The organism is Phyllobacterium pellucidum, assembly GCF_013327855.1.
GTDB lineage: Bacteria > Pseudomonadota > Alphaproteobacteria > Rhizobiales > Rhizobiaceae > Phyllobacterium > Phyllobacterium pellucidum.
This window is the reverse complement of the sequence record NZ_JABUMX010000002.1, coordinates 632202-658941: the sequence shown is the minus strand read 5'-3', so window position 1 is coordinate 658941 and position 26740 is coordinate 632202. Positions and strand designations below refer to the sequence as shown.

The 26740-nt window shown below is 59.3% G+C and carries 25 protein-coding genes and 1 riboswitch; of the genes, 11 read left to right on the top strand and 14 right to left on the bottom strand.

Going from position 1 to position 26740, the window contains the following annotated elements; genetic code table 11:
• Positions 1-13 precede the first annotated feature (13 nt).
• The 3 genes from HQ945_RS11190 to HQ945_RS11180 all read left to right on the top strand — a co-directional run bounded on the left by HQ945_RS11190 (position 14) and on the right by HQ945_RS11180 (position 3651).
• Positions 14-1015, top strand: coding sequence for an ABC transporter ATP-binding protein (locus HQ945_RS11190; protein WP_027231945.1), 1002 nt, complete (start codon positions 14-16; stop codon positions 1013-1015).
• Between the two features lie 147 nt (positions 1016-1162).
• On the top strand, positions 1163-2224 hold the full coding sequence (gene mgrA / locus HQ945_RS11185) for an L-glyceraldehyde 3-phosphate reductase (protein ID WP_027231944.1): 1062 nt from the start codon (positions 1163-1165) through the stop codon (positions 2222-2224).
• A 107-nt stretch (positions 2225-2331) separates the two neighbouring features.
• Positions 2332-3651 carry a UDP-glucose dehydrogenase family protein gene (locus HQ945_RS11180; RefSeq protein ID WP_027231943.1) on the top strand — a complete coding sequence of 440 codons (1320 nt, stop codon included), beginning with the start codon at positions 2332-2334 and terminating at the stop codon, positions 3649-3651.
• 13 nt (positions 3652-3664) lie between these two features.
• On the opposite strand, the gene HQ945_RS11175 is transcribed toward HQ945_RS11180, so the two are convergent.
• The 9 genes from HQ945_RS11175 to HQ945_RS11135 all read right to left on the bottom strand — a co-directional run bounded on the left by HQ945_RS11175 (position 3665) and on the right by HQ945_RS11135 (position 12866).
• A complete protein-coding gene (locus tag HQ945_RS11175; protein ID WP_027231942.1) occupies positions 3665-4324 on the bottom strand; it encodes a hypothetical protein in 660 nt (219 codons plus the stop codon).
• Positions 4325-4332: 8 nt separating this feature from the next.
• A complete protein-coding gene (locus HQ945_RS11170; RefSeq protein ID WP_162737316.1) occupies positions 4333-5115 on the bottom strand; it encodes a hypothetical protein in 783 nt (260 codons plus the stop codon).
• Between the two features lie 357 nt (positions 5116-5472).
• The gene (locus HQ945_RS11165; protein ID WP_113282363.1) at positions 5473-6129 is read right to left on the bottom strand and encodes a hypothetical protein; all 657 of its coding nucleotides are present in this window, start codon (positions 6127-6129) and stop codon (positions 5473-5475) included.
• A gap of 120 nt (positions 6130-6249) precedes the next feature.
• Complete coding sequence (locus tag HQ945_RS11160) at positions 6250-7953, bottom strand: ArnT family glycosyltransferase (RefSeq protein ID WP_343051215.1); 1704 nt, start codon at positions 7951-7953, stop codon at positions 6250-6252.
• On the bottom strand, positions 7950-8270 hold the full coding sequence (locus HQ945_RS11155) for a lipid-A-disaccharide synthase N-terminal domain-containing protein (RefSeq protein WP_027231938.1): 321 nt from the start codon (positions 8268-8270) through the stop codon (positions 7950-7952). The genes HQ945_RS11160 and HQ945_RS11155 overlap by 4 nt, the downstream gene beginning before the upstream one ends.
• On the bottom strand, positions 8263-8994 hold the full coding sequence (locus HQ945_RS11150; RefSeq protein WP_027231937.1) for a glycosyltransferase family 2 protein: 732 nt from the start codon (positions 8992-8994) through the stop codon (positions 8263-8265). Before HQ945_RS11150 ends, HQ945_RS11155 begins: the two co-directional genes overlap by 8 nt.
• A gap of 92 nt (positions 8995-9086) precedes the next feature.
• Positions 9087-10736, bottom strand: a complete 1650-nt coding sequence (locus HQ945_RS11145; protein WP_113282362.1) for a thiamine pyrophosphate-binding protein — start codon at positions 10734-10736, stop codon at positions 9087-9089.
• A complete protein-coding gene (locus HQ945_RS11140; RefSeq protein WP_113282361.1) occupies positions 10720-11907 on the bottom strand; it encodes a CaiB/BaiF CoA transferase family protein in 1188 nt (395 codons plus the stop codon). The genes HQ945_RS11145 and HQ945_RS11140 overlap by 17 nt, the downstream gene beginning before the upstream one ends.
• A gap of 2 nt (positions 11908-11909) precedes the next feature.
• On the bottom strand, positions 11910-12866 hold the full coding sequence (locus HQ945_RS11135) for an alpha/beta hydrolase (RefSeq protein ID WP_113282360.1): 957 nt from the start codon (positions 12864-12866) through the stop codon (positions 11910-11912).
• A gap of 483 nt (positions 12867-13349) precedes the next feature.
• Between HQ945_RS11135 and ettA the strand changes: the two genes are divergently transcribed.
• Together ettA and HQ945_RS11125 are read left to right on the top strand one after the other, a co-directional pair.
• Positions 13350-14999 (top strand): energy-dependent translational throttle protein EttA, encoded by a 1650-nt coding sequence (gene ettA, locus HQ945_RS11130; RefSeq protein ID WP_091944963.1) that lies wholly within the window; start codon positions 13350-13352, stop codon positions 14997-14999.
• Positions 15000-15005: 6 nt separating this feature from the next.
• Positions 15006-15788, top strand: a complete 783-nt coding sequence (locus HQ945_RS11125; protein WP_113282359.1) for a BglII/BstYI family type II restriction endonuclease — start codon at positions 15006-15008, stop codon at positions 15786-15788.
• Here the strand turns inward: HQ945_RS11125 and HQ945_RS11120 are convergent.
• The gene (locus HQ945_RS11120) at positions 15758-16402 is read right to left on the bottom strand and encodes an MT-A70 family methyltransferase (protein WP_228017962.1); all 645 of its coding nucleotides are present in this window, start codon (positions 16400-16402) and stop codon (positions 15758-15760) included. The genes HQ945_RS11125 and HQ945_RS11120 overlap by 31 nt on opposite strands.
• 237 nt (positions 16403-16639) lie before the next feature.
• Between HQ945_RS11120 and HQ945_RS11115 the strand changes: the two genes are divergently transcribed.
• Both HQ945_RS11115 and bluB read left to right on the top strand, forming a co-directional pair.
• Positions 16640-17248, top strand: coding sequence for an MOSC domain-containing protein (locus HQ945_RS11115; protein WP_113282358.1), 609 nt, complete (start codon positions 16640-16642; stop codon positions 17246-17248).
• A gap of 27 nt (positions 17249-17275) precedes the next feature.
• A riboswitch (cobalamin riboswitch) is annotated at positions 17276-17456 on the top strand.
• 46 nt (positions 17457-17502) lie between these two features.
• Positions 17503-18264: a 5,6-dimethylbenzimidazole synthase gene (gene bluB, locus HQ945_RS11110; RefSeq protein WP_113282357.1), complete on the top strand. Its 762-nt coding sequence runs from the start codon at positions 17503-17505 to the stop codon at positions 18262-18264.
• Here bluB and HQ945_RS11105 read toward each other — a convergent pair.
• On the bottom strand, positions 18197-18514 hold the full coding sequence (locus tag HQ945_RS11105) for a DUF2293 domain-containing protein (protein ID WP_113282356.1): 318 nt from the start codon (positions 18512-18514) through the stop codon (positions 18197-18199). The two genes, bluB and HQ945_RS11105, sit on opposite strands and share 68 nt — an antisense overlap.
• A 127-nt stretch (positions 18515-18641) precedes the next feature.
• Between HQ945_RS11105 and HQ945_RS11100 the strand changes: the two genes are divergently transcribed.
• Positions 18642-19649 carry an ArsR/SmtB family transcription factor gene (locus HQ945_RS11100; protein WP_027231927.1) on the top strand — a complete coding sequence of 336 codons (1008 nt, stop codon included), beginning with the start codon at positions 18642-18644 and terminating at the stop codon, positions 19647-19649.
• Positions 19649-20575: a methylenetetrahydrofolate reductase [NAD(P)H] gene (gene metF, locus HQ945_RS11095; protein ID WP_091944972.1), complete on the top strand. Its 927-nt coding sequence runs from the start codon at positions 19649-19651 to the stop codon at positions 20573-20575. Before HQ945_RS11100 ends, metF begins: the two co-directional genes overlap by 1 nt.
• Positions 20576-21069: 494 nt before the next feature.
• On the opposite strand, the gene HQ945_RS11090 is transcribed toward metF, so the two are convergent.
• The gene (locus HQ945_RS11090; protein ID WP_113282355.1) at positions 21070-21960 is read right to left on the bottom strand and encodes a DMT family transporter; all 891 of its coding nucleotides are present in this window, start codon (positions 21958-21960) and stop codon (positions 21070-21072) included.
• Between the two features lie 180 nt (positions 21961-22140).
• Between HQ945_RS11090 and HQ945_RS11085 the strand changes: the two genes are divergently transcribed.
• Entirely contained in the window at positions 22141-23367 is a 1227-nt protein-coding gene (locus tag HQ945_RS11085) for an alanine racemase (RefSeq protein WP_113282390.1), read from the top strand.
• 10 nt (positions 23368-23377) lie between these two features.
• Here HQ945_RS11085 and HQ945_RS11080 read toward each other — a convergent pair whose 3' ends face one another.
• Complete coding sequence (locus HQ945_RS11080; protein ID WP_091923636.1) at positions 23378-24595, bottom strand: lytic murein transglycosylase; 1218 nt, start codon at positions 24593-24595, stop codon at positions 23378-23380.
• Between the two features lie 114 nt (positions 24596-24709).
• On the bottom strand, positions 24710-25528 hold the full coding sequence (locus HQ945_RS11075; RefSeq protein WP_113282389.1) for a glycoside hydrolase family 25 protein: 819 nt from the start codon (positions 25526-25528) through the stop codon (positions 24710-24712).
• A 191-nt stretch (positions 25529-25719) separates the two neighbouring features.
• On the opposite strand from HQ945_RS11075, the gene HQ945_RS11070 reads away from it, so the two are divergent.
• Complete coding sequence (locus tag HQ945_RS11070; RefSeq protein ID WP_162737297.1) at positions 25720-26739, top strand: hypothetical protein; 1020 nt, start codon at positions 25720-25722, stop codon at positions 26737-26739.
• Position 26740 lies beyond the last annotated feature (1 nt).

The following is a 26740-nucleotide window of genomic DNA, read 5'->3' as shown; positions in this document are numbered from 1 at the left end:
CGGGAACAAGACATTGGGTTCTTTGAAGATTGAGAATATCCGCAAGTCGTTCGGCCAGGTCGACGTCCTTAAGGGCATCGACCTTGAGGTTGCGGACGGTGAGTTCGTCATATTTGTCGGCCCCTCGGGCTGCGGCAAGTCCACCTTGCTGCGGGTCATCGCCGGCCTCGAAGACGCGACCTCCGGCGATATTCTGATCGACGGCAAGAAGGTCAACAACACGCCGCCCGCCAAGCGCGGCATCGCCATGGTGTTCCAGACCTATGCGCTCTATCCGCACCTTTCGGTACGGGACAATATGGGTCTCGGGCTGAAGCAGGCAGGCAAGCCGGCCGAAGAGATCAAGGAACGCACCAAGATCGCGTCATCGATGCTTTCCCTCGACGATTATCTGGAGCGGCGCCCGGCAGAGCTTTCGGGCGGTCAGCGCCAGCGCGTCGCCATCGGCCGCGCGATCGTTCGCGAGCCGGAGCTGTTCCTCTTCGATGAGCCGCTTTCCAACCTTGATGCGGCGCTCCGGGTGAACACGCGCCTCGAAATCGCGCGCCTGCATCGCCAGCTCAAGGCGACCATGATCTATGTGACGCATGATCAGGTTGAGGCGATGACCCTTGCCGACAAGATCGTGGTCCTCAACAAGGGCAGGATCGAGCAGGTCGGCTCGCCGATGGAACTCTACAATGCGCCGCAGACGATTTTCGTTGCCGGCTTCATAGGTTCGCCCCAGATGAACCTTATCGATGCCACCAAACTTGGACAGAGCGGCGCCAGGACAATCGGCGTAAGGCCCGAACATATCGATGTCAGCAAGACATCCGGCGAATGGAAAGGCTCGGTCATCCATGTCGAGCATCTCGGCGCCGATACGATCATCTACCTTCAGACCGATTTCGGTCCACTGACGGTACGCCTCTTCGGCGAGCACCAGTATGAGGTCGATAGCACGTTGTTTGCGACGCCGATGCCGGGCCGCACCTATCGTTTCGACAATGACGGGCAGGCCATCAAGGGCTGAGACTCCGGGCCGGGCCGTAGCCCGAAAATTGCGCTTTGGGCGGTAGGGGCACCAAATCCGGCCATGACATCGATGGGGTATTGCGCCATAGTCCGGCTCGCGCGGAATCACGCGCGAGTTGCAATACTTCAGGGCAGGACGACGACGATGGGCTGGACACCGGATACCAAGCGCTACGACACGATGAAATATAATCGCTGCGGCAAGAGCGGTCTGCGGCTGCCGGCCATTTCGCTCGGCCTGTGGCACAATTTCGGCAACGACACCCCGCATCAGCTTAAGCAGGCGATCTGCCGTCAAGCCTTCGATCTCGGCATCACCCATTTCGACCTCGCCAATAATTACGGACCGCCTCCGGGCTCGGCTGAGGAAGCGTTCGGCGAAATCTTGCGAACCGATTTCAAGGGATACCGGGACGAGCTGATCATTTCCTCGAAGGCCGGCTACAATATGTGGCCCGGTCCCTACGGCGAGTGGGGCAGCCGCAAATACATCATCGCGAGCTGCGACCAGAGCCTCAAGCGCCTCGGTCTCGACTATGTCGATATCTTCTATTCGCACCGTTTCGATCCGGATACGCCGCTCGAAGAAACGATGATGGCGCTCGATCACATTGTCCGGTCCGGGCGCGCGCAATATGTCGGTCTTTCCTCGTACAATTCGAAGCGCACGCGCGAGGCGGAGGCCATCCTCGAAGAGCTTGGCACGCCGTGCCTCATCCACCAGCCGAGCTATTCGATGATCAACCGCTGGATCGAAGATGACGGCCTGATCGACACGCTCGAAGAACTTGGCATCGGGTCCATCGTCTTTTCGCCGCTGGCGCAGGGCATGCTGACCGACAAATATCTGAAGGGCGTTCCTGAGGAGAGCCGCGCTGCGCAGGGCAAATCCCTCAATCCGGAATTTTTGAGTGACCGCAATCTCAAGAACATAAGCGCGCTCAACGCCATTGCTTCAAAGCGCGGGCAGACGCTGGCGCAGATGGCGCTGGCGTGGGTTCTGCGCAAGGGACGTATTACCACGGCGCTGATCGGGGCGAGCAAGCCGCAGCAGGTCGTCGATTGCGTCAAGGCGCTGGACAATCTCGAGTTCAGCGATGCGGAGCTCGCGGAAATCGACAGCTACGCCAACGACGCCAATATCAATCTCTGGGCAGCTTCGGCCGAGCGCAAGGGTCCTGAGCGCAAGCCGGTCAAAATGGATTGATGCCTGCCATTTGCAATCGCCTGGGCCGGCAGCGTCACAGGCGATTGGCAGCGCAGCGCTAATATGCGAAATGTCTGCGCCAGAGTTATGCTGATTGGAGCCTTTCAATGAAGATTGCGATGATCGGGACCGGATATGTCGGTCTGGTATCGGGTGTTTGCTTTGCCGAATTCGGCTTCCAGGTGACCTGCGTCGACAAGAACCCCGCGATCATCGAGCGCCTGCAGGCCGGCGAAGTCACGATCTTCGAACCGGGGCTCGACGATCTGCTCGACCGTAATGCCAAGGACGGACGTCTCGTATTCACCACTGATCTTGCGACAACTGTTGCCGATGCGGATGTCATCTTCATCGCCGTGGGCACGCCGTCGCGGCGCGGCGATGGCGAGGCTGACCTTCAATATATCCATGCGGCCGCGGACGAGATCGCGGCTGCGATGAAACCCGATGCCGTGATCGTCATCAAGTCGACCGTCGTCGTCGGCACCAATGCCGATGTGCGGGCGCGCATCGCCAAGGCAAGGCCGGGCGTTGCGTTCTCGATGGTATCGAACCCTGAATTCCTGCGCGAAGGCTCTGCTGTAGAAGACTTCCTTCGGCCGGACCGTGTGGTCGTCGGCGTGCATGATGAGGCGGGTGCGATCGCTATGAGGCGGGTCTACCGCCCGCTTTACCTGCGTGAGACGCCGATGATCGTTACGACGCTCGAAAATGCCGAGATCATCAAATATGCCGCGAACGCTTTCCTTGCCATGAAGGTGACCTTCATCAACGAGGTCGCCGACCTTTGCGAGAAGGCGGGCGGCAATGTTCAGGACGTCGCCCGGGCCATCGGTATGGACAATCGCATCGGCTCGAAATTCCTGCATGCCGGCCCGGGCTTCGGCGGTTCCTGCTTCCCGAAGGATACGCGTGCCTATGCCGCCACGGGCCGCAAGCTTGACGCGCCACAAACGCTGATCGAGCAGGTGGTCTCGATCAATGAGCAGCGCAAGCGCTCTATGGCGGAGCGGGTGATAGAGGCCGCGCAGAAGCATGGCGTGAAGAGCGTCGCGGTCCTCGGCATCGCCTTCAAGCCGAATACCGACGATATTCGCGAGTCTCCGGCACTCGATATCATTCCGCTTTTGCAGAAAGCGGGGCTGACAGTTCGGGCGCATGATCCAGAGGCGCGCACCGCCGCCGAACAGGTGCTGAGCGGCGTCAACTGGTGCAAGTCGGCCTATGAGGCCGTGGAAGGGGCGGGGATTACGCTGCTTCTCACCGAATGGAACGTGTACCGGGCCCTCGACCTGAAGCGGGTCGCAAGCCTGATGGATGGGAACATCCTGTTTGACCTGCGCAACGTCTATAGCGGGCAGGACCTCGATGGCACCGGACTCGAGTACCATTCCGTGGGCCGGCCGCTGATCGGCAGACCAAGTTGAGCCACTTAAGGTTTCAGCCTTGAAGCTCCAGCGGAAACGGTGTTCTCTCCCAGAACTTGCCGATCTTGTACGTTTTGACCGTCGCTGCTTCCCAGTCATGCAGGATTTGTGCGACCTCGACGCGGTCTTCGGCCTGAAGCGCCTTATAGAAACGCGGGGTTAGACCATTTACGTGATCGAGCCAGCGGTCACTGCTTTCGAGCTTCTCACAGGCAGAGGCGAATTCACCCTTCATTGCGTGATTCATGATTGCGCTGAGCTCAATTGAGGGCGATGCGACCCAAGGGAATAAAGGGCCCGAAAGATATGAATGATAGTCGTCGAGCGTTTCGATAGCATATAATTGCGCCAGCATCTCTTCGGTCGTATCGAGCATTTGCGCGACTATCTCCGGAACCCCGGCGTCCCAACCGCTATCGAGCACTTGTCCTTGGTGATCCGTAGGAAAGAATTGGTCCCCCCAGCCCTGCCGGACCTCCGCGGTTGCAGGGACGAGTAACCGAACGGACAAGCGCGATCCGAATATTTTCGGGTCAAGCCGCCTCTCGAAGTGGACACCGCGCAGGATATGCCGCACGGGCTTGATGAAGACAAAGCGCCCCATCGAGAAAAGGTCGTCACGACGCTCGATCAGCGGGCGCACGGCATTTCGTACATCGCGAATTGTTGTCATGGTCGTTCCTAACTGAAGGGTCCAACGGAAGGCCTGATCTCAATGACGAAGAACCGCTTTACTTTCGGAAAGGTTTTGGCGCTTGAATAAGAAAAATCATTCATCCGTCTCGTTCGCAACCTGCGGGCACCAGTCTTGAAGTCATAGATACAAGCTGTTTCATCATCCACAAGTTCGTATACGTCCAGACCTAGAGATCCTGGTTCATGGGAATGAATGCCCTCTTTGTAGTATCCGTCGGCTGCTCCCGCTAGCGGCGCCATCATGAAGAGTTCTGCCAACAACTGGCCGTTCCAACGTTTTCGAACTTCGCCCGCAGCCAGCAGGTGAAACTGATTTCCATAGTTCTGTTGCGATCCATATTGAGCAATAGGACCCATAGTGGCTGCTACATCATTGGCGATATTCTGAACGTCCAGATATCGCGGGCAATATTGCTTAACCGTCTCCATGTCGGCTTGGAGCACACTTGCCCAAAGCCGTCCTTGCGACTCTCCCTTAACGTATTGACGTGCACGCGCCGATACTATCGCAATGGTGTGCGGATCGCCGGCAGCGACAATCGCATTGTATAGCCGAAGTGCTTCTTCAACCGGATACTCGATGGCGGGCTCTTTTAAAGCCGACAGCAGTGTCACCGCAGAACCGATCAAGGGAAGTTTGCGAATCGGAAGTTCGCGGCCGATTTTGCCTCCGATCTTTTGTGCTTCGTGAACTGCGCTCGAGGCGGTGGCCGCAATACCCTGAAAGGTCGTAGTTTCTTGATCTTTCGGAGGTTGCTTGTCCGCCACGGCGGATCCACTTCCGCCCTCGCTTACCCATTGCCCGCCCCCGGAAGTCCCGGCGGGAGCGCGGGGCTGGTCGGGGTCGTACTTGCGACAGAGGTGCTGGTACTCCAGAAGCTCTGCACGGAGAACGCGTTGTTCTGTTGCGACCCGTTGGCAAAGAGCGTCATGACGCCCGTCCTGAGAGGCGAGCCTTGCGGCTTTTAAGAGAACGCCATTCGCGTGTAACTGCCATTGTAAATCCAGGTCTTTGGAATTGTTTCGCGGCGACCGATGCATTTAAAGAAACCCCGTTAATATAGGAATATATTCCTACAAACGCATCAAGGAAATCAATTCGACTCTAGTCGTAGGCTTTTGGACCTACCTAAGCTCTAGCGGAAACGGTGTTCTCTCCCAGAACTTGCCGATCTTGTACGTTTTGACCGTCGCGGCCTCCCAGTCATGCAGGATTTGTGCGACCTCGGCGCGGTCTTCGGCCTGAAGCGCCTTATGGAAACGTGGGGTTAGCGTGTTCAAATGTTTGAGCGAGCGATCACTGCTTTCGAGCTTTTCGCAGGCAGAGGCGAATTCACCCTTCATTGCGTGGTTCATGACTTCGCTGAGTTCTATTGTTGGCGACGCTATCCACGGAACCTGAAGGCCCGAAAGATATGAATGATAGTCGTCGAAGGTGTCGATAGCATGCAATTGCGCCAGTACCTCTTCGGCCGTATCGAGCATTTGCGAGACCATTTCAGGATCGCCAGCGTCCCAACCACTGCCGAGCACTCGTCCTTCCTGGTCAGTAGGATAAAATCGCTCCCCCCAGCCCAGCCCGAACTCCGGGAGTGCCGGCACCAGCGACTGAACGGACAAACGCGATCCGAATATTTTCGGGTCACGGCGGCTTTCGAAGTGGACACCGCGCAAGATGTGCCGCACGGGCTTGATGAAAACAAAGCGCCCCATCGAGAAAAGGTCGTCGCGGCGCTCGATGAGCGGGCGCACGGCATTTCGTACATCGCGTATTGTGGTCATGGTCTTATTCCCCCTCCGCGAACCGGGGAATAGGTTCCTATAAACCGGGCCAGAAAATCAATTCGACTCTAGTCGCAGGCTTTGGGACATGGCTAAGCGATCCCCAGATAAGGGTTGTGGCTAGGGCGCAGCCCTATACAACGTCACCGTGGTCCGGCGGCCCTTGCTGTAGTTGATGCCGGAGACAGTGGCGATGGCGGCGACGGATTTCTCGCCCTCCGGCAGGCTGGCGATGAAGCCGTTGCGCTGTCCTTCATCGACTGCTGCGATCGCGCATTTCGGATCGGCAAGAATATGCTGGGCGGCTCCGGCGCCGTCGGTCAGTACTGTATTCGTGCCGGCAAGGAAGACGAGGCTGGGTTCGGCATAGCTCGCAGAGGCCAGCACGCTGTCCGGGCAGGGCTTTGCTGCCTTGTAGGCATCGGCGATGGCCGGGCTCAGCCACATTGGCGGCAGGGCAGGAACGACGCCCCATGTGAGCAATCCGAGGGTAATTATAGCAAAGGTTGCAGAAGCTTGCAGTGCACCCTTCAAGTTGTGATTCAGGATGAGACCGCTGGCGAAGAGCCCTGCGGCGAACGCTGTAAAGAAGGCGATGATGCCGGGAAGCGAGAAGGAGCCGGTCATCACGTAAGGCAGGACGAGGCCTGCGCCCATAAGCGCCAGCGTGGCGGCGGCAAGGCCGAGCAGGGTCAGCCGTTCGATCCAGATCTGCCATTTGCCCTGATAGGGCCCCGATGCGACCCCGGTGTCGATGGCCCAGGCCATAATCAGGAGGAGCGCGGGGTAGGCGGGCAGGACATAGTGCGGCAGTTTGGTGGGGATCAATTCCGTCACCAGCCAGAACGGCACGTACCAGGCGACTAGAAAGGCGAGGCGCGGATCCTCGCGCAAGCGCCCGAGCGCCTGCAGGCCGCCGCGGACCGCCAGCACGCCGAACGGCCAGATGAAGAAAACGAAGATCAAGGCGAAATAGCCAGGCGGTGCGCCATGGCTTTCCTGCGCGTCACCCACCTTGGAAAGGAAATCCTTGTTAACCGATTCGTTGAAGAAGGCGCCGCCGCTTTTCATGGTGATCATGATCAGCCAGGGCAGGACGATCGCAAGCAGGATGATGATGCCGGCAATGGGCTTCAGCCGCTTCAGCCAGCGCCATTCGCGGTAGTAGAGGCTGAGCGACGCCATTGTGAGCAGGCTGACGAAAGGCGTAATGGGTCCCTTGATCAGTACGCCGACAGCCGTCGCCACCCAGAAGGTGAGCGCGGGCGCCCAGGTCTCGGCCGCTTGCCTGCGGCTCGCCATCCACATGAAGGCGAGCGCCGCCTGTGCAATGACGACCGTTGCGAGCACCGTCGCGTCCGTCTTGGCGACGCGCGCTTCGAAGCCGAGCATGACGATCGAGGCGAGGGCAATCCCGGCGAGAAGACCGGCGCTCTGCCCGAAGAGGAAAGCGCCGAGCGTTGCGGTTGCCAGCACGGCTACGGTCGCGCCAGCCACCGAGACGAGGCGGTAGGCCCAGGCGGGCGCCTTGTCGTCAAAGCCGGTCAGCTTCAAGGCAGCGCTTTGCAGCCAGTAGATGCCGATCGGCTTTTTGTAGCGCGAGGCATCCTGAAAGCGGATATCGACATAGTCGCCGCTTTCCGCCATCTGGTGGGTGGCCTGGATATAGCGCGACTCGTCGCGGTCGAGCGGGGGGATCGAGGCGATGCCCGGCACGAACGAAACGATGCAGATGAAGACCAGCAGCAGATAGTGGCTCAGGCGTAACCGCCGCGGCGTTGTGGCGGCAGGCGTTGTCTCTATGTGGCTCGCCAATGCGCTCACGAGTCTTGCGTCATCGCTTTCTTCTCATTGGCGATCAGCCAGAGATTGCGAACGTAAACGACAAGTCCGAGGCCTTGTCCGGCGATGAAGACGGGGTCCTTGCGCACGATGGCATAGACGAACAGCAGGGCGCCGCCGAACAGCGAGAAGAACCAGAACGTGACGGGCACGACGCTGCGCTTTGCCCGTTCCGATGCCAGCCATTGCAGGACGAAGCGCATGGTAAAGCACGCCTGCGCAAAGAAGCCGAGCACGACCCAGGCATCGAACTGCGCGACGAATACCGAGTGCAGCCAATTTGTTATAGCGTCAGCCATGGCTGATCTCCGTGATAGTTGGGACGGTCTTGCGGCGTTTTCTCAGCCACCAGACACCATATAGATCGAGAATGCCGCGCAGGCCGCGGTCGAGAATGCCGTAGTTGGACTTGCCGTGCCGCCGTTCGCGATCGACAACGTCGACATGGACGACGCCATAGCCTTCGCGAATGACGAGGGCGGGCAGATAGCGGTGCCAGCCGTCGAAGAAGGGCAGTTCGCGAAAGATCTGCGTGTGCAGCGCTTTGAGGCCGCAACCGGAATCGCGCGTATTGTCCTTGAGGATCGCACCGCGCAGGCGATTGGCATATTTCGAGGCGAACTGCTTGAGCTTGGTGTCGGTTCGCTTCAGGCGCTGGCCCGCAGCGATGCCTGTCCTTGGACCGGCTTCAAGAAGAGCATCGGCAAGCTGCGGCAGGTAGGCAGGGTTGTTCTGGCCGTCGCCATCCATGGTCACGACGACATTGCCCTTGGCGGCGAAGACGCCTGAACGAACCGCGGCGCTCTGGCCGGCGGATTTGTCATGGCGCACATGGCGCAGCGGCTTGCCCGCCATGATGCGGCCGGCGAGCACGTCGCCGGTGGTATCCGTCGAGCCGTCATCCACGACGATGACCTCGTAGCTGCGGCCATCCATGGCGGCATCCACTTCATCGAGGAGAAAGGCTAGGTTGGCGGCCTCGTTGCGGCAGGGAATAACGATGGTGATTGCCGGATTGCTCAAGTCAGACGCTTTCGTATTGTCTCATCAGGCGCGCTCCATAACATTGAACGCACCGGCTTGCCATACCTCAATTAACGCATCGCGCGGGCTGATCACCGCTTATCGCGAATGTCTGACAGTGTCCTTGTCGGCGTGATTGCTTCCGGATCGAGGCGGATTTCGATGATGGCGGGCTTGCCGCTGGCAACTGCCCGTTGCCATGCCGCTTCGAAAGCATCCGTCGTTTCGACAGTCTCGCCATGGCTGCCAAAGGCACGGGCAAGCATCGCGAAATCGGGATTGGTGAGTTCGGTCGCCGAGACGCGCCCCGGATATTCGCGCTCCTGGTGCATGCGGATCGTGCCGTAAATGCTGTTGTTGATGACGAGAACAATGATCGGCAGTTCATACTTCACCGCTGTCGCGAAATCCTGGCCGTTCATCAGGAAACATCCGTCGCCGGCAAAACACACCACCATGCGGTCCGGGTGAAGCTGCTTGGCGGCGACAGCGGCCGGCAAACCGTATCCCATCGAGCCGGAAGTCGGGGCAGCTTGCGTGCCGAAGCGGCGGAAACGATGAAAGCGATGCAGCCAGGTGGCGTAGTTGCCCGCGCCGTTGGTCATGATCGCATCTTCCGGAAGTACGCTTTCGAGGTAGGTCATGATCGGCCCCATCGCAACCTTGCCCGGGCCTGTCTGCGGCGGCGTCGACCAGGCGAGATAGGATTGGTGCGCCGTTTCCGCCTCGCCCGGCCAGTTGATGTGCGATGGTGGCGCAAGGTGCTCCACCACGGCCGCGAAGGCATCGGCCGCGGCATTTATGGCAAGGGTTGGGCGATATACTCGTCCGAGTTCCTCCGCATCCGGATGAACGTGGATCAGCGTCTGTTTGGGGTAGGGACTGTCCATCAGCGTATAGCCTGAGGACGGCATTTCACCGAAACGGCTGCCGACGAGGAGCAGAACGTCGGCCTCCTTGACCCGCGCGCCCAGCGCCGGATTGATGCCGATCCCGACATCGCCGGCATAATTGGGATGGAGATGATCAAACAGCATCTGGCGACGAAACGAGCAACCAACCGGAAGCTGCCATTTTTCGGCAAAGCGCGTGATTGAATGAACCGCTTGTTCGCTCCAGCGCGAGCCGCCAAGGATCATGAATGGCTTCCGCGCGCCTTGCAAAAGATCGGCGAGTTTCTCGATGACGGCAGCGGACGGACCGGTTTCAACCGGCTGCCAGCCTTGCGCCGCGACGGCTTCCACCTTGTCGGTGAGCATATCTTCGGGCAGCGCAAGTACGACCGGCCCCGGACGGCCGGAAGTCGCGACGGCGAAGGCGCGGGTGACAAACTCGGGGATACGGCGGGCATCGTCGATCTCGGCAACCCATTTTGCCGTGTCAGCAAAAAAGCGGCGGTATTCGACCTCCTGAAAAGCCTCACGTTCACGGGCGTCGCGCTGTACTTGGCCGATGAAGAGGATGAGCGGCGTCGAATCCTGCATGGCGATGTGGATGCCGGGTGATGCGTTGGTTGCACCTGGACCACGGGTGACGAAGCAGACGCCGGGCTTGCCCGTGAGCTTGCCCCAAGCATCCGCCATCATCGCCGCGCCGCCCTCGGCCCGGCACACCGTCACGCCGATATTGGTGTCGTAGAGCGCGTCGAGCACCGCAAGATAGCTCTCGCCCGGAACACAGAAGAGCCGCTCGGCGCCATTGGCGACCAGAGCTTCAACGATCAGTTCACCGCCGGTTTTCATCGGTAATATCCTTCAATTCGTTCAATATGTCGGCGCTGTGTTCGCCGAGGCGGGGCGAGGGACGCTCGTACTGCAGAGGGGTCTTGGACATGACGATAGGCGTGCGCACGGAAGGGATAGTGCTGCCGTGGCTGTCTTCAAGGTCAAGGCGCAACCGCCGCGCGACGATCTGCGGGTCGTCGAACATTTCGCCAATGCCGTTGATGGGGCCGGCGGGGACGGCATTGCCGGCGCAGGCCTCGAGCAGTTCCGCCCGGCTGCGCTTTGCCGTTTCGGCGCGTATCAATGCGGTCAACTCCGCCCGGTGTTCGAGGCGGGCGCGGTTGGTCAGAAACCGCGGATCGCTTGCCAGCGCATCGAGGCCGACGATCGAGCAGAAGCGGGCAAATTGGCCGTCATTGCCGACGGCAAGGATCATATGCCCATCCGATGTCGGCACCACTTCGTAGGGCGAAATATTCGGATGGGCATTTCCCATCCGGTGCGGGCTCTTGCCGGTCGCAAGATAGTTCATGGCCTGGTTGGCCATGACGGCCGACTGGACGTCAAACAGCGCCATGTCGATCGTCTGGCCTTCGCCGGTCCTGGCGACATGCGCCAGCGCGGCTTGAATGGCGATCACCGAATAAAGTCCGGTGAAGACGTCGGCGACGGCAAGACCTACTTTCTGCGGTTCGCGGTCCGGCTCGCCGGTGACTGACATCAGCCCGGACATGCCCTGGATGATGAAATCATAGCCAGCCTGCGCCGCGTAGGGACCGGTTTGCCCAAAGCCGGTGATCGAACAGAAGACCAGCTTGGGGTTGTCGGCGCTGAGACTTTCATAGTCGAGCCCGTATTTGCGCAGCCCACCCACTTTGAAATTCTCAAGGACGACATCTGCCGTCTGGCAAAGCGCGCGCACGGTCTCCTGTCCCTCCGGCGTCGCGAAATCGGCGGTAATCGAACGCTTGCCGCGATTGCAGGCGTGGAAATAGGCGGCGGAGAGGTTCTCCCCTTCGCTGCTGGTGATAAAGGGTGGTCCCCAGCCGCGCGTCTCATCGCCGCCGGCAGGGTTTTCCACCTTGATCACATCGGCGCCGAGATCCGCGAGGATTTGTCCGGCCCAGGGTCCCGCCAGTACGCGGGCAAGTTCGATGACACGGATACCTTTGAGGGGTGCATCAGGCATGATCAGTTTTGTACCAGTTCTTTCGTTGGATGTTGGGCGACGCGCAGCGCCCAGGACGCAAAATCCTGCATGATCTCGTCACGATTGATTTCGTTGAGGCCCTCATGGCGCGTGTCTTGATAGATCCAGCTTTCGACGTCGGTGAAACCGAGGCGCAGGAGACGCTCTTCGAGCTCCTTGACCGACTTGCCTTTCGCCGTGGCCGGATCCTCGGCGCCGCCGACAAGATTGAATGGCAAGTTGCGGCGCAACGTGGCGAGAAGAGCATCGTTGGTACCGGCGTTCATGAAATCGAAAATGTCGCGCCACATGCTGACCGTCGGGTCCCAGCCCGAAAGCGGATCGGCGAGATAAGCATCCACCTCGTCGGGATCGCGCGATAGCCAGTCGGAAGCCGTGCGGGCATTCTTGACCCTGCGGCCCCAGTCGCGAAAGGTAAGCTTTGGCAGGATCATGCTCGGGACATCGGAACCGAGGAGCATCCGTTCTGCCCGTAAAATACCGAGCGCAAGGCGATTGAGCGACGCCGTTGAAAAGTTGGCGTTCCAGATTGCGGCCCCGCTGACATTCTCGGGGTGCTTCAGGATATAGTTGAGCGCAACCAGCCCGCCCATCGAATGGCCGAAAAGGATGAGTGGCAGTCCGGGATTCCGGTTACGGGCGAGGTGGTTGACGACGTCGACATCGTCGAGCACGTGCTGGCGCCCGGCTTGTTGGGCAAAGCGTCCTGCCGGGGCTCCCGGCGCTTTGGTCAGGCCATGGCCGCGATGGTCATGGGCATAAACGTGAAAGCCCCTTTCGCTTAGAAACTGCGCAAAACGGGCATAGCGCAGGGAGTGCTCGCTGACGCCGTGGCAAATCTGGACAATGCCGCATGGCTCCGCTTCTGCCTGCGAGACCCGAACGGCAAGCGCGGCCCCCGTCGCAGTGCGTATTGTCTCAACCTCTTTAAATGCCATTCGCAGCCTCCCGCCCGCAATTGAAAGGGTGGCGCGCGATTAGTCAATGCGGAATAAGTCCATATCAATATCGCCCAAATTATCGCGGTGCTGCCTATTAAATAAACAGATAAATCTTTGTGCAACTTTCTTTTGCAAAACCACTTGCAATCGATAAAAACATGCCGCAGAACTTCACTCCGAAAGAAACGGGTTCTGACCTTTCGTCGCTGTTGCAGATGATCGAGCTGCCCATCTTGCCAGTTACATGGCCGTTCAAGGGAGAAGAGGACGCTCCCCGAATGCGGCACCAGAGGGGAAACCGGGTGACGGAAATATCCGCGCCCGGTTTCGCTCATTTTGGGACAGGTTTTATCTGAAACCAGTGTTGGGTGCGGGCGGGGCCGCGAAATAAAACGCCCGCGCATTGCCACCGGAGCGCCTTTCCCCTAAATACGGCGCAACTTCATTCACACGAATACGAACATCGGAGTGACGCGCGTTATGGCACGCCAATTCATTTATCATATGGCCGGTCTCAATAAGGCCTATGGCACCAAGAAAGTTCTCGAGAATATTCATCTCTCCTTCTATCCCGACGCTAAGATCGGCATTCTCGGCCCGAACGGCGCCGGCAAGTCGACGATCCTCAAGATCATGGCGGGAACGGACAAGGAGTTCACCGGGGAAGCCTGGCTTGCTGATGGAGCAACCGTTGGCTATCTCGCCCAGGAGCCTGCCCTCGACGCCAGCAAGGACGTCATGGGCAATGTGATGGAGGGTGTCGCCGACAAGAAGGCAATCCTCGACCGCTATAACGAACTAATGATGAACTATTCCGACGAGACCGCCGATGAAGGCGCGAAGCTCCAGGATATCATCGACGCCAAGAACCTCTGGGATCTGGAATCGCAGGTCGAGATGGCGATGGAAGCCTTGCGCTGCCCGCCTGGCGACGCCGATGTCACCAAGCTATCCGGCGGTGAACGCCGCCGCGTCGCGCTGTGCCGGCTTTTGCTGTCGCAACCTGACCTGTTGCTTCTCGACGAACCGACCAACCATCTCGATGCCGAAACGACTGCATGGCTTGAAAAGCACCTGCGGGAATATCCCGGCGCCGTCCTCCTCATCACCCACGATCGCTACTTCCTCGACAATGTGACCGGCTGGATCCTCGAACTCGATCGCGGCCGCGGCATCCCATACGAGGGCAACTACTCGGCCTATCTCGAATCCAAATCGAAGCGCATGCAGCAGGAAGGCCGCGAAGAGGCTTCGCGCCAGAAGGCACTTGAGCGCGAGCGCGAGTGGATCGCCGCAAGCCCGAAGGCACGCCAGGCCAAGTCCAAGGCCCGTATCAAGGCCTATGACGAACTGGTCGATGCGGCCAATGACCAGCGTCCGGGCGACGCCCAGATCATCATTCCAGCAGGCGAGCGCCTTGGGCAGGTGGTGATCGAAGCCGAGAACCTCACCAAGTCTTTCGGCGACCGGGTCCTGATCGAGGACCTTACCTTCAAGCTGCCTCCGGGTGGCATCGTCGGCGTCATAGGTCCGAACGGCGCCGGCAAGACGACGCTGTTCAAGATGATCACTGGCCAGGAGAAGCCGGACTCCGGATCGATCCGCATCGGCGACACAGTCCATCTCGGCTATGTCGATCAGAGCCGCGATCACCTCAAGGGCGACAAGAACGTCTGGGAAGAGATTTCGGGCGGCAACGACATCATCAAGCTTGGCAAGCACGAGATGAATTCGCGTGCCTATGTCTCTGCCTTCAATTTCAAGGGTGGCGACCAGCAGCAGAAAGTCGGCAATCTATCGGGCGGTCAGCGCAATCGCGTGCACCTTGCCAAAATGCTGCAGTCGGGCGGCAATGTCCTGCTTCTCGACGAGCCGACCAACGACCTCGACACCGAAACGCTTTCGGCGCTCGAGGATGCACTTGAGAAGTATGCGGGCTGCGCCGTGATCATCAGCCACGATCGCATGTTCCTCGACCGCCTTGCTACGCATATCCTTGCCTTCGAAGGTGACAGCCACGTCGAATGGTTTGAAGGAAACTTCGAGGAATATGAGAACGACAAGATCCGCCGCCTCGGCCCGGACAGCGTCAATCCGAAGCGTCCGACCTACAAGCGCTTGACGCGGTAAGGCCGCATGTTCGAGCGGCTGAAGGAACGCGGTTTTGATATCCTGGCGCTTCACCACGCCGAAGCCATCGTCACCATGGACATGGCCGGCGCGGAGAACGACCTCGAAACGGTGCTGCTCGATCTGACGATCCCCGTCACCGAAATTGTCGCGGGCGGGGGAGGCGAGGCGCGGCTGACGCAGCGCCTGCGCCGTGGTCTCGCCGAACGGGGCTGGAGCAAGCGCAATATCCGCGTCCGCAAGACCGTGCGCTGGTCCGAATTCGATGAGGAAAGGGAGGTCGCCTCCCTCTCTCATGAAATCGACCACGTGAAGGCATTCGGGCCGCAAAGCTCGGTGTTCGCGCTCGAAATCGAGTGGAACAACAAGGATCCGTTCTTCGACCGCGACCTTGAAAGCTTCAAGCGCCTGCATGCCGAGGGCGCCGTCTCCGTCGGCGGGCTCATTACCCGCGGCGAGAGCCTTCAGAACGATATGCGGACGATCCTGCGCCGCTTTGCAGATGAGAGGGCTGTCGACGAACTCGGCCAGCTCGACAGCTTCAATTACGTTCCGACGCGGCGTCAGCGCGAAATGATCCTGACAAGGGCCGAGCGTACCGGCGACTTCCGGCAAGCATGGGTCGATGCATTTGTCGGCGACAAGTTCGGCGAGGCGACGACCCATTGGCGCAAGCTGCGCGACCGCGTCTTGCGCGGCGTCGGCAACCCGTGCCCGCTTGTCCTTATCGGCATACCTTCATCGGTGGTGACGTTCGATCATTCCGCGGCTTCCGCCGCGGAATTATAGGCGTAGGTCTTCCAGGTCGGCTTGTAGTCTTCGTCGGCCTGATTGCCCCAATAGGTCCAGTTTGGCCGCGTCCCGCGCGCAAAAAGTTCGAGATAAGGACCCTTCGAGCAGCTTTCGATCAGATCGTACTGCTCGTCGGGCTTGCGCGAGTGTTCGCGTTTGCGCGACGAAAGATAGTTCACCTGGCTGCGGCCTGGCGCCAGTGTGCGGGCGTTCTTACCGCGAACCCCGAAGAGCAAGACTTCGGTGACGTTGCGGAAATAGAAGCCGACGCCGCGCCCGTCAGAGCCACCATCCTTGCGCACCTTGTGCCAGATTATGTTCGACTTGTACTCGAATCCCCAGGATTGCATGACCCGCAGCCCCTCCGGCAGCAGCGCATTCGGCACCCACAGGTAGAGATGCGCAGGTTGCGCCGTCAGGTCCGCGATCGGCAGGGCGCAGATATCGTCGGTCGTCATCGTGCCGTAGCGGGACAGGCGCTTGTGCTCCGGAGCGACCTTTCCGGTGCGATTGGTGAAGCGCCACGGCGGATCGGCAAGGACGGTGTGATAACGCTTTCCTGCGGTTCGTTTCGCCAAATCTATGGCTGCGTCCATAACTTCAGCGTTCACGACAAACCTCCGGTGAGAAAAGAACGAAAGCAGAACACATAACGATTGTCAATCGGAGACGATTCGCCTTTCCAGTGGGTTGTAGCATGCCATAGGCGCAAGGTATTGCCGAGCCGCAATAGTTCACCGAATTCTCATGACTCTTTTTGACAGATTCATCAGGGATATTCGCTGGTGTTGCCCGCAGATTTTCATAAAATGCGGCGGCTTTCACGGCGCATATTTTCAGGAGCGTTTATGAACGACCTTTTTTCAAACGGCCCCGAGATATTGCCCGCGCGCAAGCTCAGTGGGCGTGTCAGCGGCCTGTTCGAGGCACGCGCCGGCGATTTCGTCACGGCGCCGTCAGCGGAACTCAAAGTCACTTTCAACGGAATTGTCGGTGATTTCCATGCCGGCCCGACGCGGAAATCCGGCGGTCGCGAGCCTTGGTATCCGCGCGGCACGGAAATGCGCAACGAACGGCAACTCTCGATTCTTGCGCCGGACGAACTCGTACAAGTTGCAGCCGGCATGGGGCTTGCGGAACTCAGGGCCGAGTGGATCGGCGGCAACATGCTGATCGACGGGATCCCGTCGCTTTCGATGCTCCCGCCGCGGACGCTGATATTTTTCGAGGGCGGTGTCACGCTGAAGGTCGACGGCCAGAACGCGCCCTGCAAGATCGCCGGGCGCTCGATCGGCGAACATGCGGGAACGGCCGATCATACCGCGACTGCGCTCGATTTCGTTCGGGTCTCGCGGCGGATGCGCGGCATCGTCGCCTGGGTCGAAAAGCCTGGAACGATCGGCAATGGCGAAAAGGTGGATGTGCGCATTCCCGAACAATGGATTTATCGCCCCTGAGGCTTGCGCGCGCCCGGGAATTGTGGCGAATGATCAGGCAGGTCCGGTGCCTGCGGCAAGCGTTGCGGGAGAATCGGGAAGCCGGTGAAAATCCGGCACGTGCCCAACGCTGTAAGGGGGATGGACGCGCATTTGCCACGGAACTTCCGGAAGGCGCGCGGCTCAGTTGAACCTCAGTCAGAAGACCGGCCGGACCTCATAGCTCGAACCGCGTGGACGGCGGCGAGAGTTTCAAGCGTTGTTGGGAGCAAACAATGCACGATAAATGCCATGGTCCGACTGCCGCCGACAGTTTTTCCAAAGATGAACGCGCGGCGGTCTACAAAGCCATCCATACGCGCCGCGATGTGCGCGACCAGTTTCTTCCCAAGCCCATACCCGACGAGGTGCTCATGCGCCTGCTCGATGCGGCCCACCATGCGCCTTCGGTCGGCTTTATGCAGCCCTGGAATTTCATCCTGATCAGCGATCCCGAGCGCAAGCAGGAGGTGCACCAGGCCTTCACCCGCGCCAATGAGGAAGCGAGGGCAATGTTCACTGACGATCGCCAGGCGCTTTATGCTGCGCTGAAACTCGAAGGCATTCTCAAGGCGCCGCTCAACATCTGCATCACCTGCGATCGCACCCGTGGCGGGCGCGTCGTCCTTGGCCGCACCCATAACCGTCAGATGGACCTCTACAGTACCGTCTGCGCAGTGCAGAATCTCTGGCTTGCAGCGCGCGCCGAGGGCATCGGTGTCGGCTGGGTCAGTATTTACCACGATGCCGACATGCGCCGAATTCTCGGCATTCCCGCGCATGTCGAGATCGTCGCCTATCTCTGCGTCGGCTACGTGGATGAGCTCTACCAGGCGCCGGAGCTTGAGCAGCGCGGATGGCGCAAGCGACTGCCGCTCGATGAACTCATATTCCGGGACCGGTGGAGTGGATGCGATGATCCAGAAACGCTCAGCTCGGATCATCCTCATCCGGATCAAGCAGGCGTGTCGCCCGCCACTCCGTCAGTTTCCGGTTGATCGCTTCCAGAACGAAGAAACGCGCCGACTCCTTGTCGTAACCGTCGTCACGAAGCTCATCGTAATCCGTGTGCTGGTGCCGGACATGCGCGACCGTCGCCAGCCACACCGCAATCTGCGGCGGCAGCGTCTTCATATGCGGGGCATTTGCGGCGGCGCGGATCGGCTCGGAATCCGAATAGGGTACGGCCGGTAGCAGAAGTGTCAAAGCCTTGTTGATGGCGCGCTGGCGGTTCGTTCCGATGCTCATGCCGCTATCCTAGCCGATTCTCGTCCTATTTCAGGCGCGGCAAAAAATGTCGTCAACGGCAAAAACAACTTGCTTATGTGGCGTTTGTCACATAAACATATCTTTATGTCTTTTGAGGATTGGAAGCATGGACAAGCGTGATCTCAACCTGGACCTGATGGTCGATACGCTGAAAGCGGCGGCCGAGCCGAGCCGCCTGCGCATCCTCGCGCTCCTGTCACGGGGCGACCTGACCGTTTCCGATCTTACCTCCATTCTTGGTCAGTCGCAGCCGCGCGTGTCGCGGCATTTGAAGCTGCTGTTCGAGGCCAGCCTCATCAATCGCTACCAGGAGGGTTCCTGGGCCTATTTCCGCCTGGCCGACTCGCTGATCGTCGGTGACATCGCCCGGTCGCTGCTCGACCGCCTCGACTTTTCCGATCCTTTGCTTGAACGCGACCTCGAGCGGCTTTCCTCAGTGAAGTTGCAGCGGCGCGAACGCGCAGCCGCCTATTTCAGCGCCAATGCAACGAGCTGGGATATGATCCGGTCGTTGCACGCGCCGGATGGCGCGGTGGAAGCAGCGCTCCTCAAGATCGTCGGCCGCAAGCCGTTTCAGGCGATGCTCGATGTCGGCACGGGGACGGGCCGCCTGCTTGAACTCTTTTCGCCACTCTATATTCGCGGCGTCGGCATCGACATAAACCGCGATATGCTGACGGTTGCTCGCTCCAATCTCGATCGCGACGGGATTACCAATGCGCAGGTACGCCATGGCGATGTCTATTCCCTGCCGGTGGATCGCGAATCCTTCGATCTTGTTACCGTCCACCAGGTTCTGCACTTCCTCGATAACCCCGCCGAAGCAATCCGCGAAGCGGCACGTGCATTGCGGGCAGGCGGGCGCATGCTCATCGTCGATTTTGCTCCGCACGAACTTGAGTTCCTGCGCGACAACCATGCCCATATGCGTCTCGGCTTCAGCGATGCGCAGATGCGCGAATGGCTTACGGAAGCCGGTTTGATGCTCGAAGAGAGCACGGAACTTGAACCGAAAGACAAGAACAAACTAACCGTCAAACTGTGGCTGGCACGCGACCCGCGCCTGCTGATTGCAGATCCCGATTTAACCTCCCGCGTCACGGAGAGTGTCTGATGAGTTTCTTTCGCCAATCGCGCCGCCCCGATATCGGTCACAATATCCGTGTGTCCTTCGAGTTCTTCCCGCCGAAGACGGAAGTCATGGAGGAACGGCTTTGGGAGACGGTGACGCGCCTTGCGCCGCTCAATCCCGAATTCGTCTCGGTGACCTACGGTGCCGGCGGGTCGACGCGCGAGCGGACCGCCCGCACGATCAACCGCATCCTGACCGAAACAGACGTCAATGCCGCTGCGCATCTTACCTGCGTCGATGCGACGAAGGAGGAAGTCGATACGGTGGTGCGCGAGTTTGCCGCCATGGGCGTCAAGCGCTTCGTTGCTCTGCGGGGCGATCCGGCAAGCGGCGTCGGTTCGCACTACAAGCCGACACCCGGCGGCTATGAGAACGGCGCTGATCTCGTTGCCGGGCTGAAAGCCTTTGCCGATTTCGATATCTCGGTTTCGGCCTATCCGGAAAAGCATCCGGAAAGCCCGGACTTCGCCACCGACATCGACATGCTCAAGCGCAAGGTCGACAATGGCGCGACACGGGCGATCACTCAGTTCTTCTTCGAGAACGATCTCTATGAGCGCTATGTCGAAAAGGTTCGCCGTGCCGGTATCTATATTCCGATCCTTCCGGGCATCCTGCCGATCCACAATTTCACGCAGGTGACGAATTTCTGCTCGAAGGCGGGCACGCACATTCCCAACTGGCTGGCCGAGCGCTTCGAGGGTCTCGAGAACGACCCGCAGACGCACCAGCTCGTCGCTTCGGCAGTCGCCGCCGAACAGGTGCTCGACCTCGTCGAAAGGGGTGCGCAGGATTTCCACTTCTATACGATGAACCGGGCCGACCTTGCTTTTGCCATCTGCCATCTCATCGGAATTCGGCCGGGCAGCAATGTCGTTGAGGCCAATTTGGCCGGGGCCGCGGCATAAGACCCGCCTCTGAAATGGGAAACGGCCCGACTGCCATGATCGGGCCGCTCCATGTTTCACCTACTTAACGGTCAGAGACCATCTACGTAGCGCTCTTATATTTACTCAGGGGATGAGTCCTACGACCATTGCACCGATAAATGCGAACGCTGCACAGATCATAAGGACATTCATCGATCGAGTTAGTCCCATCGTTTGTCTCCTGCAGTTAACCGATTTAGCATAGCGCAAATTTGCCACAGAAAAAGCCCAAATATTACGGTCTCATGACGCCGGGGAGAGAAAATTTTTGCCTGATAAACCTAAGTTTCTGAAATGAAACACATTTGACAGGGCAAAAAAATTTCGAGATCACGATAAAATGTTCCGAAATGAGGCATATATTTGCACTGCAGCATTTTTGCCACTAAAGGGCGCCGAGGCCCGTTTCAGCCACAATTGAGCCATAATTGGCCGTTCGTGGATATGTCGCTTTATTGAAAACTTTAGGTTTTTTACCGTTTTCGCATTGCGGTTATCAGGCGGCCGTCGATAGTCAACAGGCCGAGCGCGATGAGCCCCATCCCGAGAAAATCATGCGCGGCCAGCCGTTCGCCAAGAAAAATTGTTCCAAGCAGGATGGCGCTGACGGGGACGATCAGCGTCACGAGCGAAGCGTTCGTCGCGCCTGCCGTCTGCACGATGGAAAAATAAAGGATATAGGCACAGGCAGTGGACAGGAGACCAAGGCCGAGGATCGCGGCCCAAACTCCGCCATCGATCGTAGCGACCTGCGGGACGCCGTCCCAGAACAGGACAATAGGTATCATGATCAACGTCGCCGCGGTCATCTGGCCAGTGGAGGTGACGGTTGGCGGGACGCCTTTGAAGCGCTTGGCGAGGATGCCGGCAAAGGCGTAGGACAGCGTTGCCGCGATCACCAGCATTTCCGCCCATAGCGGTCCGCCCAACCCGGTCAGCGCCCCTGGACCAATGAGAGTAACGATGCCGGCAATGCCGAGCAGGATGCCGGCTATCTTGTTGACGGTGACCTTTTCATCGACGGTCAGAAATGCGGCAACAACGACAGTCCAGATCGGAGTCGTTGCGTTGAGGATGGCCTCCACTCCAGCGCCAAGGGCCGTCTGGCCGATGAACAACAATGAAAACGGTATGACGTTCATCAGCAGGCCGAGCCCGGCAAATTTGAGCGCGTGTTGCCGGTAGCTCCAGAAATTGATGCCGCGTGCAAGCAAATAGAGATGAAGAGCAAGGGCGGCTATGGCGACGCGAAAGAGCACAAGGGTAAGCGGCGGGACGACCTGAACTGCGATGCGGGCGAAGAAAAACGAGCCGCCCCAGATAGCGCCGAGAAGAAACAATTGCGCCCAGGCGAAGCCTGTCATGGCAAGGGGTCTTGGTGCGATGGTTTGGGATGACAAGGTTTCAATTCCTCCAGAAGCCTGCCCGGCGTTCCACATTCACGGCAAAACAGGATCAAGGCCACCCGATTCCTGCCGGACAAGAAGCGACTTTCGTCCGTCACGTTCGCTTGCTAAGAGTTTCGTATGACGCAGAACGACAAGATGCAACGATTCGCCTCGGCCCGTGAAGCAGCGCTTACCTTACGGCCCGATCAACCCGTCTACTGCTTTCGTCCCCATGTCCTCATCAAGGATGCGGACCGGTTCATGAAAATGTTCCCGGGCGAGACAGCCTATGCGGTGAAGACAAATGGCGAAGATCTCGTTCTCGATACGCTGGCGCGCAATGGCGTCAGCACATTCGATGTGGCTTCCCCCGGCGAATTCGCGGCCGTTCGCAAGGTCGCCCCGAATGCGCAGATGCTCTACATGCATCCGATCAAGGCGCAATCTGACATTCGCCTTGCTCTCGAAACCTATGGCATCCGCGTCCTTGCCGTCGATCATGAGGACGAGATCGCCAAGATCACGCGCATCGTCCGCGCGCTCGATATCGATCCGGCCAGTATTACGCTTTATGTTCGTCTGCAAACCAAGGGCCATGCCGCCTATGAACTCTCGAAGAAGTTCGGCGCGGCGCCGGCACATGCCATCGAACTCCTGCAGCGCTCGGACAAAATTGGCTACAAGGTCGGCTTGTGTTTTCACGTCGGCAGCCAGATCGAGGATCCCGATACCTATGAGAATGCGTTGCGCTCCGCCGACTGGGTGCGCAATCGCGCCGGCGTACCACTCGCGGGGCTAGATATTGGCGGCGGCTTTCCGGCCGAATATGGCAACGATCCGAAGCGCAAGCATGTGGAAATGCCCTCGCTCGGGCAACTGATGTCGCGCCTGCGCGGCGACATCAAGGAATACGGCTTTGGCGATCTGCCGCTTGTGGCCGAACCCGGCCGTGTCATTGTCGCTCGCGCCTTCTCGCTCATCGTGCGGGTGCTCCTGCGCAAGGGCAGGCGCCTCTATATCAATGACGGTATCTGGGCATCGCTGTCGGATTCATGGACGGGCAAGATCACGCTGCCGGCGCGCTTCATCCCCGATCCTGCCAAGAAGCTGCGGCACGGGGATGTGGAGGAGATCGTACCGTTCCGCGTCTGCGGTGCTACGTGCGATTCCGTCGATATCCTGTCGCGGCCATTCTGGTTGCCGGCAACCGTCGAAACGGGCGACTGGATCGAGATCGGCCATATCGGCGCCTATTCCCTATCGCTTCGCACGCGCTTCAACGGATTTTATCCGGACACGTTTGTCGAAGTCGGTACGGCTTTCGATGAAGGCAGCGAGCCGGAAGGCTTCGCATCCCTCGAAACGATGGCTCCGCCGCAATAGCGCTTCGTTTTTAGAGCTTGCCGAGCAATTCCGGCGTCGGCCAGGAATCCGCGGGCATGCCGAGGCGGATCTGCTCATCTCTCACCGCATCGCGCGTCAGGATGCCAAAGACGCCGTCGATCTTCGGCCCCATGTCGTGGCCGCGCGCCGCAAGCTTGTTCTGCAGTTCCTTCATCTGGTCGGGGTTGAGCCCGACTTCAGGTGTCGTCGCCTGCAGCGGTCCGGCTCCCGCCAGGCGCGTGGCGAAATAGGCCGCCGTGGTCGCGTAGATGATGGATTTGTTCCATTCGACGAACACGTCGAAATTGGAATAGGAAAGGAATGCTGGTCCCTTGCGGCCCATCGGCAGCAAAAGGGAAGCATCGCCATCATCCGGCCCGAGAGGACCATTCATGCCGGTCACGCCCCACTCCGACCATTTGGAATGCGGCAGCCGGTTGGTGCGGATGGCGTTTTCCCAGGGCAGATCCTTGGTAAGCTTGACCTCTTCGAGCCAGGGTTCACCGCGCTTCCAGCCGAGATCGCGCAGGACGCGGGCCGCGGTCATGATCGCGTCCGGCGCACTATGCTTCAGATCGACCTTGCCGTCGTCGTCGCCATCGACGCCGCGTTCCAGATAGTCGGTGGGGAGCATTTGCATCTGCCCGATTTCGCCGGCCCAGGCGCCGGTCGTCTTGGCATCGACGACGCCGTTGTCGAAGAGCTTCAACAGCGCAATCAATTGCGGCCGGAAGAGCTCGGGCCTGCGGCAATCGAATGAGAGCGTAAGCAGTGCATTCAGTGTGTCGAAATCGCCCTGGACTGCCCCGAAATCCGTCTCGAGACCCCAGAATGCGGCGATGACCGGACCGGGCACGCCATATTCCTGCTCGGCTTCGGCGAAGGTCGAGGCATATTTCTTGAGGTTGGCTGCGCCCTGCTTCAACCGGTAATCGGAGACCATGCGCGAGGAGAAGGTCAGGAATGTCTGGCTGAAGACACCCTGTGCGCGATCGCGCTCCAGGACCTTGTCATCGAGCGAAGCCTTCAACAGCTCGTTCAGCCCACGTTCCCCGACGCCGGCACTGCGGGCTTCGGCAATAAGGCCGTTGAACCAGGGTTCGAGTTCGCCGCCGCAAGCAGGCTTTTCAGCCGGTGTCTGCGCAGGCGCTACCTGATCCAGAGCATAGGACGCGCTCGATGTCAGAAGAAGGCCGGCAGCGGCAAGGGCAGTCGAAAGTCTGTTCATCAGGGAAATCTCGTTCTAACGGGCACGCCCAAGCGCGCAGATGCCCTGCTAATGCACGAATATGCAGTTGAGGTGAAGTCAAAGAATCGCGAAACAGGGCGGGGGCCTTGCCCTTTATTGCACCTTGTTGCGCACCAGCCACTCTTTCCAGGATTTTTCGCTTCCGGCAAAGACATTGATGTCCGCATCGCCGCGCATTCCGGGGATGGAGCCGGTGCCGGTATACTGCCAGAAGGTCCAGGGGTGCGATCCGTATTTCTCGTCGGGATGTCCGGCTACCGAGCGCAACCAGAAAGGATAGCCCACGAATTGGCGCAGGTCATTGTCGTCAAAGAAATCGACCGTCGTATAAATGATCGGACGCTTGCCGTAGTAGCGTTCGACGATATCCATGAAGGTCTTCATCTCGCTGCGCACGATCGCGGCATTGGGCCGGAGCTTGCAGGTTGGCGAGGCCGCATTCCATTCCATGTCGAGGACCGGCGGCAAGGCGCTTGGGTCCTTCGGGACGTGCTGGATATACCACTTGGCCTGGTCCTTGGCCGTGCGGCAGAAATAATAGAAGTGATAGGCGCCGCGCGGAACGCCGGCTGCGCGCGTCGCGGCCCAATTCTGGGCGAAGCGGTCATCCACCCGGTCGCCGCCTTCGGTCGCCTTGATGAAGGCGAAGGAAATGCCATTGGCCCGGACGATCTGCCAATCAACCGTAGATTGATATTTCGATATGTCCGTCCCGTGGATCGGATAGTGCCAGGGCGTCTTCCCGGTCCAGTCATGCGGATCGCGGTCGCCGAAGCGCGGCGCCTTTACGTTGCCGGTCGGCGCGGCGATCTGCTGGACAGGCCTTGTCTGCTTGGCGTCGGAAAAATCATAGTCGACGGTCGTGCAGCCGGTCAGAAGAACAGTCAGCAAACCTGCTGCAAGTCGTTTCATATATTTACGGTCCATCATCGAATCGTGGCGGGATCAGTGCTCATGCACTAGAGATGCGCGATTATGCTTAACAGATGATGAGCATGAGCGCGCCTTGTCGATGCTGTTCCCATTGCATATTTTTGCATGCTGCATCGAATCTTAAGCCGTGTTACTCGTTGCAAACAGCGTTTGGTGCGAGGGGCGGGACGATGAGAAAACTTGGTTTGCTGGTTTTTCTTGTCGCGCTGGTTGCGCTGGCCAATGCCTTTTTCGCGTCGTGGGTTACCATCAACAGGGATGATCTGGCGATATCCGTCAGCCAGTCCGGCAGTTGCGTTCGTCCGGCAATACCGAGTTTCTGGCGCAACTATAGAGGGTACCCCGATTACGACAACGAGCTGATTTCCGACTATTTCGGCATTTATGCCGCTTTCGCTTCCAACGTCTACGCGCCATCGAACCGAGACCGTTTCAATCTCAAACCAGAAATATTCGGCTGGGCTCCGCAGGGCGGGCCGATCATCCGGCCGGGTGGGTTCTACGCTGAGCTTTTCTACAAGCGCAGCCCGGTGCGGCTTTCGGTAATGCTCGTCATCAGAGGCAAGGACAGTGCGTTCAACCTGCCGGATCTGATCAGCGAGAACACCTTGTTTACCCAGATGATCAATCCGTGGGATCAATACAGGACTGTGCGCAAGGAGTTTTCGCGTATCCGCCGTGAGGCGCAAAGCGGATCGGCGGGCCTGCCGGTCGAATATATCGTCGTCGGGCATGGGCTTGGCGGTGGACTTGCGCGCCACCTTGCGGCAGCGTTCCCGTGCACTGCGGCGGTTACCTTCGATTCGACCTTCGTCTCCAACAATCGACGTCTGGCCGAGCCCTATGACGGCCAGGTCGTCGATCTCTTCGCCGACAATGATTTGCGCTCGCGGCTCGCAGTCCTGCCAAATCCGCGCGCCTTCTTTCGCATTTCGCGGGTCCACCAGTGGTACCGCGTGCGCAATGCCGGAGATTTCTCCGGTCCCGCCGGCATGCAGAGGGCTGCCGTTGCCATGGCACGGATCCCGGTCATGTGCCTGCTGCGCGATGATTGCGAGTTGAAGCGACCGACAAGCGGCGATAGCGGCGAAGAGAACCCGCAAAGCGGGCGTTCGGCCGCGGAAATGTCGATGCTCTTTTGCCTCGCGGGCCCAGGTTCAGCCGGCCCCAAAGCCGACCTTTGCCAGTAGG